Raw genomic sequence first — 15,429 nt, forward strand, 5'->3', positions numbered from 1 at the left:
ATATGAAAAATCTGAAACTAATCTTTTTAGCAATTATTTTATCAGTAGGGTCGGTCTCTGCTCAAGATCAAAAGAACGTCATCATTTTTCTTGTAGATGACTTAGGGTATTTTGATATTTCACTTCATGACTCTGATTTTTATGAGACACCTAACATTGATTTGTTAGCGAAAGAAGGCGTAGACTTTTCTAATGCTTACGTGGCTCACCCTAGATGTTTACCATCAAGATATGCTTTACAAACAGGACGTTACCCTGCAAGAGCTGGTATTCCTGCAAGAAATGAAAACACAAAAAAAGGAAAGAAATTTTATGATAACGAAAAGACAATAGGTCAAGCTTTTCAGGAACAAGGTTATCATACTTTCTTCATAGGTAAATGGCATTTAGGTCATGATGAAGATGAGTGGCCACAAAATAAAGGTTATGATATCAACATTGCAGGTGGTTCAGCAGGAGCTCCAAAATCGTATTTCTACCCTTACAACACACCTAAAAACCCTAAGAAAGCCAATAAAAAAGGACATGGTGAAATTCTTGGTTTGGAAGATGGTAAAGAAGGAGAATACTTAACTGATCGTTTAACTGATGAAACAGTGAAATTCATCAATATGGATCACGAAGGCAAACCATTCTTTGCAGTGTTGTCACATTATGGTGTACATACTCCTTTTGAAGCAAAGCAAGATGGTGTAAAAAAATATAGACAGAAAGTTAAAGGGATGACTTTCGAAGGACCTGAATACACAAAGAAAGACGGTTACACAAAAATGCATCAAAATAACCCTACTTATGCAGCTATGGTTCAATCAGTAGACGAAAGTTTAGGTAGAGTAGTAAAAGAATTAAAGGACAAAGGGATGTATGAAAATACAATTATTGTATTTACTTCAGACCATGGAGGGTTATCTAATAGAGGAGAAGGTAACAACAGAGAGTTAGCCACTTCAAATCTACCTCTTAGAGCTGGTAAAGGTCATACTTTTGAAGGAGGAACTAAGGTGCCATTAATTTTTGGTGGAGCAAAAATTACTAAACATAAAGAAATTGATCAGGTAACAACTAACACGGACTTGTATCCAACTTTATTGGAACTATGTGATCTGAACATTTTCCCAACAGAACACTTAGACGGTATTAGTATTAAAAACAATATCGTTAAAGGTAAAACTCAAGATAGATTACTTTTCTGGCACTCTGCTAGAGCACGTCTAAAAAGCACAGGTGATAATTTTTGTACGGTAGTTAGAGATGGCGATTTAAAAATGTTCCATTTCTTTAAAGAAGATGTATATGAAGTGTACAATCTTAAAAACGATCCGTCGGAGGAAAGTAACATTTACGATGCAAACGACAAAAAGCATATAGAACTAAAGAAAGCAATCGAACTTTGGAGAAAAGAAGTTAAAGCATCTCTATAATGAAGAAATTTATAAAAACAGTTGTTGCAGGAATGTTATTAGTTCCTGCATCAATTATGGCACAAGATAAACCGAACGTATTATTTATTTCTGTAGATGATTTACGTCCTGAGTTAGGTGCCTACGGGAATAAAACTATCAATACACCAAATATTGATGAGTTAAGTAAGCATGCAACTACATTTAATAATGCATTTTGTCAAATACCGGTTTGTGGTGCCTCTCGTGCTTCTATGCATACAGGTGTGCGACCAACTTTTACAAGATTTGTAGATGCAGGAGCAAAAATTGATAAAGATATGCCTAATGCTGTCACAATGGGGCAGTATTTTAGAGAACATGGTTATTACACTTTCTCTGCGGGTAAAGTTATTCATGGTAAAAAAGATACGTCAAAACGTACTTGGTCTGAATATCACCCTGCAGAAGATATGTTTGAATATCATGATCCAGCTTTAGTTGCTGATAATGAAGCACCACAAAAGCCTTATAAAAAGTCAGTTCCATATGAGATTGTAGAAGGAAGTAAAGACACTGATTTTCTAGATGGTAGAACTATTGAATTAGCAAAAAATCGTTTAAAAAAATTCAAGAAAATGGATCAACCATTTTTTATGGCAGTTGGATTAGCGAGACCTCACCTTCCGTTTGTTGCACCAAAGCGTTTTTGGGATAAATACAAGGAAGAGGATATCGAAATGGCAAAAAATCCATTTTTGCCAGAAGGTATGCCTAGTGTAGCAAAAACAACATATGGAGAGTTAAGAGCCTATAGAACAATACCACGTAAAGGGAATATTGGAGAAGATATGGCCAAGAAATTAAAACATGGTTATTATGCTTCAGTAAGTTTCTCAGATTATTTGTTAGGTGAACTAATTGATGAACTTAAAAAACAAGGGTTATACGATAATACTATTATTGTATTATGGGGTGATCACGGTTGGCAATTAGGAGAACATACTTTCTGGGCAAAACACACCGCTTTTGATATTGCTTTAAGAGTTCCTTTCATTATAAAGCCACAAGCATCATTAAATGGAGAAGAAGGAATGACTGAAGGATTTGCTGAAATGGTAGATGTTTTCCCAACTCTTTGTGAGTTAACTGGTTTAGAAAAGCCGAACCAACTTCAAGGTCAATCTCTTGTTCCAACATTAAAAGATCAATCAGTTTCTGTAAAAGAATATACATTAAGTCGTTGGAAGTTGGGTGATACGATAAGAACTTCAGGTTTCAGATACACCTTATTCCGAAATAAAGAGGGGAAAATTATTGCTGAAATGATGTATGATTTAAAGAAAGATCCTCAAGAGAATAAAAACATAATTGATGATGCCAATTATAAGTTAGAAATAGAAAAGCATCGTCAGTTGTTATTAGATGCTTTAGATCAGTATGATTTAAATCACGCAAAATAATAACGTAGAAACATCAATATAGTTTAGAATAAAATTAACCACCTTTCTTTTAGAGAGGTGGTTTTTTGTTTGAACGGAAGGGTATTGTTACAGTACTACAAATAGTTTGGTAATATTTTCAAAAGATAAAACCTACTTTTTTCGAAAATCTGTCTTTTTGAGCTGTATAGCTAGTTTTTTGAACAATTGTCACCCCTTTAAGAACGAAATATAAACTTGTATTTTTTACGGTTATACGACATTTGGAGTAACACTAATTATTCTACTATCGAATTAAAAATTCATTTAACAGTTATCTAGTATGAAAAAAATAATTACTTCAATTTTGCTTTTATTATCAGCAACTTTTCTTTTGGCTAATGATAATCTAATCAAAAACCCAGGGTTCGAGGAGGCTATTACATCTGAATGGGAAATGACAGTTAATAGTTCTGCCGACCCAGATTTTCCACCTACTTGGAGTATAATCACTCACAAGGAAAATGGTACCAATGCTTATCAATTTTCTATTCCAGACAATGATGCTAATGCTAATCTTTCAATTTCAAATATCCAATTGAAAGACGGTGCTTTTACAAATCTTGCAGAAGCACTAACCGAAGAAACTACTTATACCATTTCAGCTGATTTATATGGTAATGAAGGACATCAGGTGAGGTATTTATTAAGATGGGATAATGGTGCTGCAAATGCTGTGAGCTCATCAAATATTGTTATTTCATCAACTTCCCAAAATTATGAGGCGAAACTAACCATGCCTGCAGGAGCAACAAAATTCAGTATTTTTATTCAAGTGGGTGGTAACGTAGGGGATGTTGTTATAGATAATGTCTCTTTAGTCCAAGAACAAACCAAGACTGATGAAGAGTTAGCTCAAGAGGCTTTAGATAATCTTGTGATCACATATAACAATATTGATCCTCAAGATGGAAACGGAATTATGTATTCTATTGAAGAACTACCTGCTACCGGTTTAAATGAAACGATGGTATCTTGGACATCTTCAAATCAATCTGTTATTGATAACACAGGAAAAGTCAATCGATCTACTCAGACTGAAACGGTTAAATTAACTGCAACAGTTACAAAAAATACGACATCTCTAACCAAAGAATTTACAATTTCTGTACTTCCTTTAACTATAAATGGAAACTATATTGTATTGAATAATGATTTTACTGATGGTTTAATACATTGGGATGTAAACTATAATACAGGCAATGTTGCTGCAGATGATTTCACTTTTTCAAATGTGACACATAAGGAAAATGGGACTCAAGCGGCACAATTGAATATCACTAATGGAGGTGTTTCTTTACCTAATTTAGCAATTAGATCACAAATTTTCCCTTTCAATGAATTGTCTTCTGAGGTTAAATATTTCAGAATGGAAATGGATGCATATGCTTCTACTGATATGTCGTTAAGGTTTCAATTCCAAGGTAAAGACATTGATAATAAAAATGTAAATGTGGTTACACAAACGTTTACTATAGGTGAAGAGAATGAAAAACTTATTGATGTTATTGAAGTGCCGGCAGGAATTCAAGCATTTAGATTTCTAGCACAAGTAGGTAGTAATACAGGAGATATAGTAATTGATAATGTAATTGTTACAGAAGTAAACAAAGATGAATCAGATGTTTATGTGTCTAAGAAAAATCTGGAATTACAATTAGTTGGAGAAGATAAAGAACACGATATCAATAATAGCTTTCCATTACAATCATCTGATGATACATATGGTACATCAATTTCATGGTTCGTAGAAGACAATGATGCTCTAGTGATAAATAATGGAACAGCTGAAGTTCAAAAAGTGACTGTAAATACTGATTTAGCTTTAATTGCTACAATTACTAAAGGTGATATTTCTACCACTAAAACTTTTAATATCAGAATCAAAGCAAACCAAGAAGCTCAACTGGAAGAAGTAGTAAATAGCTTGAAGGTGCAGTTTGCTGATGGTGATACTGAAGAATCTGTTAGCCAAGATATAGTTTTGGCAACAAGTGGAAAATATTCAACTACAATTGAATGGGTATCAGAACATACACAAATTACTAAAGAAGGTGTTGTAACAATTTTGGATAATTCGGTTGTTGGTGATCTAATTGCTACGGTTACCTTAGGTGATTTAAGTGATACAAAAACATTTACTTTAACCACTGTACAAAGTGATGCAGGCAAATTAAATGAAGCATTAAGTGCTTTAGAAGTCGTTTTTGAAGAAGGCGATAACGCAGGTGCAGTATCTCAGAATGTAACACTAGTTTCTGAAGGATTGCATGAGACAGTGGTAACATGGGTATCTACTCATACTAATATCACAAATGACGGAGTGGTAACACTAACGACACAAAAAGTATCAGGAGATTTAACAGCAACAGTAACGTTGGGTGATTTATCAGAAGATAAGGTGTTTACTTTAACAACTTCAATAGATCATCAAGCTCAATTAGATGAGGCAGTAAACGCTCTTGAAATTACCTATGCAGAAGGTGAAGATGCTATGTCAGTAAAAAATGACTTGACATTAGCTATTGAGGGCCTTCATTCTTCAACAATCACTTGGACATCTTCTAACGAAGAGGTTGTAACAGTAAATGGTGTAGTAAATCAAGCAATTACAGATCAGGAAGTGATATTAACAGCGACTGTAGCTATAGGAGATCTATCGGAAGAAAAGATTTTCACGGTAAAAGTACTTAATAATGCACAAGAAAAATTTGACGAAGCAGTAGCATCTTTAGAAGTTATATTTAATGAAGGTGATAACGCAGATGCAGTATCTCAAAATGTAACACTAGTTTCTGAAGGACTACATGAAACTGTGGTGACATGGGTGTCAACTCATACTAATATTACTAACGATGGAGTAGTATCACTAACAACGCAAAAAGTATCGGGAGATTTAACTGCAACAGTAACATTGGGTGATTTATCAGAAGATAAGGTGTTTACTTTAACAACTTCAATAGATCATCAAGCTCAATTAGATGAGGCAGTAAACGCTCTTGAAATTACTTATGCAGAAGATGAAGATGCTATGACAGTAAAAAATGACTTGACATTAGCAAATGAGGGTCTTCATTCTTCATCAATCACTTGGATATCTTCTAATGAAGAAGTTGTATCAGCAAATGGCATGGTAAATCAAGCATCTACTGATCAAGAAGTGACTTTGACAGCAACAGTATCTATTGAAAATCAATCAGAAGAAAAGGTTTTCACTATAAAAGTGCTTAATAATGCACAAGAATTGTTGGATGATGCTACAGATGCTCTGGAAGTAATTTTTGCAGAGGGAGAGTCTGCAACTACAGTAAAATCCGATATCGAATTAATTAATGTTATCGGTGAAGTTTCAATTGTTTGGGAATCATCGAATACAGAAGTTGTGACTATAGATGGTAAAGTTATGCCTTCTCTTGAGGACGTGAATGTTACTTTAACAGCTACACTTTCAATTAATGATTTATCTACAACAAAAGTATTTGATATTGTAGTCTTAAAAGACGATGCACCAACATCTATTGATGATAACCTTATTGTAATAAAAGCATATCCAAATCCCACAACAGATGTGCTGAATATTACTACCTCATCAAAAGTTAAAACTATTATTATCATTGATTTAATGGGACGTGAACTTATCAAGTTAAATCAAACTGCAGGAACTACTTCGTGGAAAGTAGATGTATCTAACCTTAATAGGGGACAATATATTCTAAAAGCAGAAACACAATCTATCAAGTTCATAAAAAAATAATTTATTGATAGACTTCAATTGAGATATAGAGACCAACAAGCTGTCATTATTTCGGTAATGACAGCTTTCTATAAATAACTAAAACATAAATAAATAAGCACATCAAAATAGATGAAAAGATTACTACTTATATTATTCATTACACTCTCAAATTTTCAATTATCCGCACAAACTCCTGCTCACTTAATGAATCAAAAATTAGGCATGGGGTACAATTTTGGTAATGTAATGAGTGCCAATAATGAAGGAGATTGGGCTGCCCCAATAGAGAAATATATGATTGAAGACGTTGCAAAAGCAGGTTTTGATCATATTAGACTTCCTGTTAGATGGGGATCACATACATCAGAAACAGCTCCTTATACTATAGATTCCCAATGGTTAACCCGTGTTGAGGAAGTAATCGGATGGGCAAATCAAGAAGGTCTAATTGTGGTGTTAAATGCACATGGCGAACATTGGTTTTTAGATGAAGTTTCTAAAGAAGATGAGGTATATCCTCAACCCGAACATTGGAAAAGGTTATTAGCGATATGGACTCAGGTGTCACATCATTTTAAAAATAATAGTAATGATAATCTAGTTTTTGAATTGATCAATGAACCATACTTTAGAATGAATAAAGTACTAGTAGATCAATTAAATAGAGAGTTACTTGAAATCGTACGTCAGGAAAACTCAAATAGAATAGTTATGTTAACTGGAGGAGGGGATAATGCCATAAAATCTCCACAACAATTAGATCCATCAATTTTTGAAAATGATGATAAACTAATTCCTTGGTTTCATTATTACTGGCCAAATACATTTACTAAATACCCTGAAATTGAAGGGAGTAAACCGACTTGGGGCTCTCCTCAAGAATATGAGAATTTAAGAAGAGATTTCGAGGAAGTTCGTGCTTGGGCTGATCAATACAATGTACCTGTATATCTTGGAGAGTTCGGATCAAATAATGCTTGTGATGCTCAATCAAGGGTGCGTTATCATAAAGCTATCGCTGATCTCTCAGGAGAGCTGAACTTTTCTGCTGCATTATGGTGTGCAGGTCCTAAAGCAAATAAAATGATTTATTCTCGAGAAGGACGAGAATGGACGGCAGGACATATTGATGCTTTGATACCTAATGGTCAAAAGAAAAATGTTTTATTTATTGTGATAGATGATTTGAATACAGATTTATTCGCTTTCGGAAATGAAGAAGTGATTACTCCTACTATAGATAAAATGTCTGAAATTGGTATTCAATATACAAATGCTCAGTGTTCTTATCCGGTTTGTGGCCCTTCAAGAGCGTCATTCTTAACGGGAACTTATCCAGAGAGGAATGGGGTAACTAATCTAACATTGCAATTATCTGAAACAGCTCCAGAATTAACAACTTTGCCAGAAATGTTATCAAGAAATGGCTACAGAACAGCTGTAGTAGGTAAAGTTTTTGATCCAAGAAACGTAGATAATGATCATCATGATATAGCATGGACAGATACATATACAGATCCTAATGATTATACTTACCCTGAAGAATATGGTCCGTTTGTAAAAGGAACGTCTTACAGAGTAGAAGCTGACATGTCATTTGAAATTGGTCCTGATAACGTGGGAGATGATGGTTATCAAGATGGACAATTTGCTGATCATGCACTACAATATTTAGATCACTTTGAAAAAATAGATCAACCCTTTTTCTTAGCAGTAGGCTTTAAAAAACCACATTTACCGTTTATTGCACCTAAAGAATATCATGATTTATATAAAGGTAAAACCTTAACATTAGCACCTTTCCAAAAAATGCCTGAAGGAACGGATGAGTTTACCTATAAAGAGCCAACAGAATTATTAGGTTATAAAGATATACCTCAAGATTGGGATACAGAGTACAATGGTTTTCAAAATGTACTAGACCTAGAAAAACAACAAGAATTACTAAAATCGTATTATGCTTGTGCGTCTTATATAGATGCTCAAATAGGAAAGATTGTAGAGAAATTAGAAGAAATAGGAGAGAAAGAGAATACTTTAATTGTGATTACATCAGATCATGGTTTTAATCTCGGAGATCATAATATGTGGGGTAAGCATAACTTATTACAAAATGCAGCACAAGTTCCATTAATCATTATCGATCCCTCTCAAATATTACAAGCATCTAATAGATCAGTTCAATTAATTGATTTGTATCCTACAATCTGTGATTATACAAACACGCCAAAACCTACCTTTTTACAAGGTAATTCTTTGTATTTAAATGATCAGGAAGAAACAGGTTATCCACTTGATTTATCAGTAACTTACTATAAAAAGAATGGTTCTAATGGCTATACATTTAAAAGGGGTAATGATAGATACACTATGTGGACAACAAGTCGTACAATGAGCCCAATGGAAACAGCTTTCCAGAATGTCACACTACGTCATGAAGAATTTTATAGCTACCAATCTAATCAAGAATTAGAAACAAAAAATGAAATTGATAACCCCAATTATCAATCAAGAATTGATGAATTAAGACAAAAAGCTCAAATTTGGTGGACCCGTTATTATGGGCATACTCATCAAGAAGATACAGACAATCTGTTAATTGTGAATCCAAATTTTGAGGAAGGTGTTGAGAATGGATGGTCGACAACACACAAATCGGATGCTGGTATAGACTATGATTTAAATAGTACATTATTTCCGGCTAATCCAACATTAGGAGCGGAGCTAGATATTAGAGTAAATGGAGGTAATTTTTCTAACTTAACTCTTAGATCTGATGAATATCCAATCGGATATACTGTAACATCACCTAAAGAAATGTGGATTACTTATGATGTTTATTCAGAAGTTGATACTGAAATAAGAGCTCAAATTCAAGGAGACAATGGTGAGCGTATTAATAGTGATATTCAAATTATATCCAAAGATCAATTATTCCAGGTAAGTACAAAAATAAACGTAACCTCTGGAATGAGTAAATTTAGACTAGCTATTCAATTAGGTAAAACGACAGGAAAAATACACTTTGATAATATGAAAGTGACTATTGAAGACGATGTTTTACAGCAGAATCAATTGGCAGAAGCGGTTGAAGCTCTTGAAGTAGGATATGCAGAAGGAGATAATAAAAATAATGTCAATAAAGATTTATTTTTGGCTCAACAGTCACTTCACAATACCACAATTATATGGAGTTCTTCAGATACTATAGTAGTTGCTATTCATGATGAGATAGGTCAAGTATCAAAAAATCAATATCCTCATGTGGTTGTTCTTACTGCTGAGATTTCATTAAATGAATTGAAAGCAACAAAAACATTTGTGATCAAGGTGAATCAGTTTTATTCAGATGAAATGAATCAAATATTAGAAGATACATATTTAATTTATCAGGAAGGTGATAATGCAGAAAATGTGACGGATAATATTATTATCGAAGAGGCAATCTCAGAAGCTACTTTTGATTGGAGCTCATCAAATAATGAAAATGCAAGTATTAGTGACAAAGAGATTTTGATTCAAAGAGGAGACTTTGATACACCTGTTGATATTAAAGTAGTTATAGAAGTTGGTGATGAAATTGCAGAGAAAGTGTTTCCTATAGTAATTAAGGAAAACGACAAACCAACTCATCTAAAACCAAATAAGAATGAAACTAAAATCTATCCGAATCCATGTACTCATGTGATTCATCTAAAAAGATCTAACTCCTCAAGATCAGAAGTCAAAATTTTTACCTTAGAAGGTAAACTCATACATCAACAATTTATAACTACAAAAAACGAAGTCCTACATTTAGATAATATAGGAAAGGGAGTCTATTTATTAAAAATGTCAGGAGAAGTCCATCGTATTATTAAACAATAATAGCTCATGAAAACGATCACATTTTTTTTATTAATATTCAGTTTTTTTTCTGCATTTTCTCAAACATCTTATGAAAAGGAAGCACGCAATTTTACCAATTGGATGGATAAAATTGTCAATTTGACTCCTACTCAAAAGAAAGACATGAGAAAAGCACGATATGACTATGTCGTAATTAAAAAAGATCCGAAGAATAGTAACATGTCTTTATCAGACAAAATTGCTTTGGATCATAAATTTTGGCAAGATAGGGATAAGGTTTTAACACCTAGCCAAATATTAACATTGACTAGTTTTTTAAAGTCTAACAGAGAAATTAAAGATATTGAAAATATCATTTCCTTAACTGAAGATCAAATAGAGTCTTTGACGTCTTATTTCAATGTGGTCAATAGACAAATGCTTATTGAAAAAGCTGATAAGGGTATACTAAGTCAAGAGTATAACGATGCCTCAGTAAAGGCAAAAGATAAAAAAGATCAGTTTTTAATTACAGTTTTAACATCAGAACAAACTAAACAATATGGTGACTATCGTAATAGTCTAAAAAATAGATCAAGGTCTACAACACACGATACAGCTTCCGATGAATATTCTTACGAAGCAGCAGAACATATTTTACCACCATCTAATTAATACAAAAGCCATGATTTATAAAATAAATCATGGCTTTTTGTTCAAATGGCTGCTCTGCGGTAGTCCGACTTAAACTATTTACTTTTTAAATCAGATTCAATTAAGTTTCTGATATAATCAGAGACTTTTAGTTGTCTTGCAGCCGCTTGTTGGTCTAAAGCGTCATATTCTTCTTTAGACATACGGAAGGTAACGATTTTATTAGAGCCACCTTGTTTTCTAGGTTTTCGGCCTCTATGCTGTATAGCAATGCGGTACTCTTCTAAGAAATCTTTTGTCGAAAGGGCATAAGGTTTAACTCCATCAACAAATATTGTTGATTTAGCTTCATCACCTTTCCAGGCTGATTTACGTTTCGATGTGAAACTTTGGAAAAAAGCCTTTCGGGTTTCGAAATTTTTGACTTCATTACTGGGTAGGCCTTTCATGTAATCTTTCAAGGACACATTAGCTTTTTCAGCTAATTTTTCTACCTCAGGATAAGGTTTTTTATAATAAATATATTTTGCCATTTGAGATATATTCGTATTACGTTATATACAAATAATTAATTTTCAGAGACTTTTGCAACCTTTTAACAATAAAATTTTTTGATATACACATTAAAAATAATTATTAGAACATTTGATTAAATATTTCTATTATTTGTACAATTTCTTAGTTTCGTATTTATAGTTTTTTGAAAGCTAAGTTTTATTCCTGAATTATAGGTTCATAATACTTAACATGACTTTTTTTAATTAATATCTGGTATGCAACCAACTTCATTATTTTTTTACGATTACGAGACTTTTGGTCGAGATCCTAAAAAAGACAAGATTGCTCAATTTGCAGGAGTAAGAACTGATTTAGATTTAAACATTATCGAAGAACCGATTATTAAATTTTGTCAGCCTTCATTGGACTTCTTACCAGAACCTGAGGCTTGTCTTATTACTGGTATAACTCCTCAGATTGCTCAGAATAATGGGATACCTGAATATCAATTAATGAGAATTATAAAAAATGCGTTAGGTAAAAAAGGGACTTGCCACATTGGTTATAATAATATTAGTTTCGATGATGAGTTTTCTCGTCATGCTTTTTATAAAAATTTTATTGATCCCTATTCTCACGAATGGGCGGATAATAATTCTAGAACAGATGCATTAGAGATTTTAAGATTAACTTATGCATTACGACCTGAGGGTATTAATTGGCCAGATAATGACGAAGGAAAAAAATCCTTCAGATTAGAGCACTTATCAGTAGCTAACGGAATATCACACGAAAATGCTCATGATGCCATGTCAGATGTCTATGCAACGATTGAAGTTTTAAAATTAGTCAAAAACAATCAGCCAAGATTATTTGAATTTGCATTAAAAATGAGAAACAAGAATATTGCAAAAGAAGAGATAGAGAAAGCAATATCAAATAATAACTATTTACTAAAAGTATCTCCTTATGTTCCTGTAGAAAATGGTCATTTATCATTTGTTTATCCTATCGCTTTAGATCATTCTAATAAAAATGCCTATTTGGCTTACGATTTAAGGGTTGATCCTCAATTATTAAAAGAATTATCATTGGATGAACTTCAAGAGAGAATGTTCAAGAAAAAGGAGGACATGGAAGAAGGGGAAGAAAGACCCGGTTTAACACAATGTATTATCAATAAATCTCATGTCTATTGTGATCCAAGAACTTTAACAAAGGAAAGAGCACAGCAATTAGATATTAATCTTGAGCAAATCAATAAAAATAAAGATCTTCTAATAGAAATACTGAAGGATAAAGAGGTGTTGTCAAAAATCCATCAAGTCTTTAACAGAGAATTTGATATAGATCCAGATGTAGATGCCCAATTATATGATAAGTTTATTGGTAACTTCGACCGCTCAATAGCCAATCGATTAACAATGGTCGATAATCCTGATGCTATTAATTTATCTAATTTTAATTTCAGCGATGATCGATTAAAGGAATTACTCTTTAGATATAAGGGGCGAAACTTTTTTAATCAGCTTACTGATAACGAAAAAGAAGTATTTAAAACGTTTTGTCGAGCAAGAGTAATTAATGGGGAAGGTATTTCTACAAATATGATCAGTTACAGAAATAACTTAAAACAACTTATAAAAGAATACGAAGAGGATGAACGTGCTTTAGGGATTCTTACTGCTTTAAATGAATACACAAACCAATTAGAAAAAAAATTAAACTAACATGAGATTACTTCTAATCGTTTCCTTACTATTATCAGGTCTTTGTATCAAATCATACGGACAAGTATTTAAATTTGATCATAAGACAAAATCTAAAGGTGTTACCCTAAAAACATTAGCAAATGGTAATACAAGCAGAAATTGGAAAAAGTTAATAGAAAAATCATCGACAAAGCCAAAGTCAGATGATCTTATTGCAGATGCATTATTTGTAGATTTTGGCAAAGTAGGAAGCGAAACAAAAGAAGTGAACCTCACAGTTGGAAATGTTTACGAACCAACAAAGGTAGAGGTATATTTTATTGGAGATACAGAGTTTTTTTCATTAGATATAGGTAACGAAACTAATTTTTGGTATGCTAAAGATTCTGCCATATTCAGATTACCAGTATTAATTGAGAACGATCACATCAAAATTAAAATACGTACAAATAATTTAAAGAGTGGAGTGAATAAAGCATTTTTAGCTTTTAAGATTGATAAGCAATTAGTTAGGGTAGGCTTGAAGTCTAATGTGGTAACTCCAATTGATACTGAGGTAGAAGATATAAATATTAATCTGGGGTTTGTGGAAGCAGATTCTGTTGAATTTACAGATTACAGGTTCACCAATTTGGAAGAATACCCTATGGATTTTAAGTTCAATGGTGATTCTAATGCGTTTGTCTTTATGGTTAACTATGATAGTATAGATTTGGATTCTGTACATCATATAACCTCAACAAACGATACGACAATCTTATCCATAGCCCCTAAGGCGGATATTCTTGGGGATCATTATGCAGAAATAATTTTTGAGAATTTGTATATAAAACAAAAAGTATATCTAACATCAAGAGTAACAAAAGTTAGAGGACCTTTGATTTGGGAAGATACAGTAGATTATGATAAGAACCTTCAATTATTAAGTAAAGAATTATTTACACCTAATGATACAGTTTTTTATCAATTAAAAATATATAATGATAGTGATTACGATACGCTTGTGAATCTTAATCAATTTGTGAAACTACAAACAAATGAATGCTTAAATTATAGTTTCCCCGAGACATTGATGAAACCAAGAGAAAGTACTTTGGTAAATATTCCATTGTATTTAGATAAATCTTGTGATCTCAATAAAAAGTTAGCAACCACAATGAATTTAATGATTTTAAAAGATTCATCTGTAGTTTCTCAAACAATTACTTATGATCCTTTTATTAAAATAAGAGAAGAATTATTGAATGTTTTTCCTAAAGAGTTAACTTTTACAGCTAATGATGACACTGTCGAAATAAAGGTGCCTTATTATAATTTAGGTAAGAATGCCACCTATCCAGATCTTAAATCATTTATTACTGAAATCGAAAAGCCAAATAGTATTGATCTGTTTTATTATCCTCCAAGAATAAAAGGTTATCACAAAGGGTATGTATCAATATTTCTGACTCCTTATGATTCCATTGCTTTCCATCAAGAACATCACGAACAGTATAGAGTTAAAATATTTAATGAGGAATTATCTACAAATGTACATCTAGTTCAAAAACCTTGGACAGCAATAGTAGGAGATTATGTAACAGAAATCATATTAGCATTACTATTGATTGTTGTAATAATTTTGGGTGTTCTTTCTCCTAGAATAATAAAGTCATTAAAATTGAAATGGGAAGTAATTCAATTTAAGCGAAAACAAAAAGCTGATATAGCCTCAATAAAAAGGTGCTTAGAACTATCAGAAAATAAAAACCTACATTCTGAGTTAGAACAAATTCTTGAAGACATAGAAAAAAAGTCTGTTAGATGATGCTATTTTACTATGTTCAAGTTAAACATTGCGGTCGATTTACTTATGACTGTAATGAAATATAAAATATTGGTCTTTTATCTAATTGTGTAAGAGGTTGTATATAAGGGATATACGATTTAAATCTAATCTAATTTACTTTTATTTCGAACCATAGTCTTGCATATTAGGATTCTCTTCTTATCTTTGCACTCCCTTCAAACGGAAGGCCAACCAATAAAAGACGTGAGTAGTCTTAATTCTACAGTACTCTTTTATTTGACATAATGTAAAGAAGAACAGCAATTCAAATTAAAATCCAAATGAAATTTAATTAGTCTTGCATATTAAAATT

The 15,429-nt window shown here is 32.4% G+C and carries 8 protein-coding genes; 7 read left to right on the plus strand and 1 reads right to left on the minus strand.

Features of this window, described 5'->3' with window-relative positions; translation table 11 throughout:
* Positions 1–2 precede the first annotated feature (2 nt).
* The 5 genes from NH26_RS20940 to NH26_RS20960 all read left to right on the plus strand — a co-directional run bounded on the left by NH26_RS20940 (position 3) and on the right by NH26_RS20960 (position 11,099).
* Entirely contained in the window at positions 3–1,421 is a 1,419-nt protein-coding gene (locus tag NH26_RS20940) for a sulfatase (RefSeq protein ID WP_044229106.1), read from the plus strand.
* Positions 1,421–2,842, plus strand: coding sequence for a sulfatase (locus NH26_RS20945; protein WP_052432300.1), 1,422 nt, complete (start codon positions 1,421–1,423; stop codon positions 2,840–2,842). Before NH26_RS20940 ends, NH26_RS20945 begins: the two co-directional genes overlap by 1 nt.
* A gap of 301 nt (positions 2,843–3,143) precedes the next feature.
* Positions 3,144–6,614: a T9SS type A sorting domain-containing protein gene (locus NH26_RS20950; RefSeq protein WP_044229072.1), complete on the plus strand. Its 3,471-nt coding sequence runs from the start codon at positions 3,144–3,146 to the stop codon at positions 6,612–6,614.
* A gap of 111 nt (positions 6,615–6,725) precedes the next feature.
* Complete coding sequence (locus NH26_RS20955) at positions 6,726–10,463, plus strand: sulfatase-like hydrolase/transferase (RefSeq protein WP_084812309.1); 3,738 nt, start codon at positions 6,726–6,728, stop codon at positions 10,461–10,463.
* Between the two features lie 6 nt (positions 10,464–10,469).
* Positions 10,470–11,099 (plus strand): hypothetical protein, encoded by a 630-nt coding sequence (locus NH26_RS20960; RefSeq protein ID WP_044229064.1) that lies wholly within the window; start codon positions 10,470–10,472, stop codon positions 11,097–11,099.
* Positions 11,100–11,173: 74 nt separating this feature from the next.
* On the opposite strand, the gene NH26_RS20965 is transcribed toward NH26_RS20960, so the two are convergent.
* Entirely contained in the window at positions 11,174–11,611 is a 438-nt protein-coding gene (locus NH26_RS20965) for a plasmid mobilization protein (RefSeq protein ID WP_044229060.1), read from the minus strand.
* A gap of 240 nt (positions 11,612–11,851) precedes the next feature.
* Between NH26_RS20965 and sbcB the strand changes: the two genes are divergently transcribed.
* Positions 11,852–13,306, plus strand: a complete 1,455-nt coding sequence (sbcB, locus tag NH26_RS20970; protein ID WP_044229058.1) for an exodeoxyribonuclease I — start codon at positions 11,852–11,854, stop codon at positions 13,304–13,306.
* 1 nt (position 13,307) lies between these two features.
* Entirely contained in the window at positions 13,308–15,095 is a 1,788-nt protein-coding gene (locus tag NH26_RS20975; RefSeq protein WP_044229055.1) for a hypothetical protein, read from the plus strand.
* Positions 15,096–15,429 lie beyond the last annotated feature (334 nt).

The sequence above is a fragment of the Flammeovirga pacifica genome, from assembly GCF_000807855.2.
Taxonomy (GTDB): domain Bacteria; phylum Bacteroidota; class Bacteroidia; order Cytophagales; family Flammeovirgaceae; genus Flammeovirga; species Flammeovirga pacifica.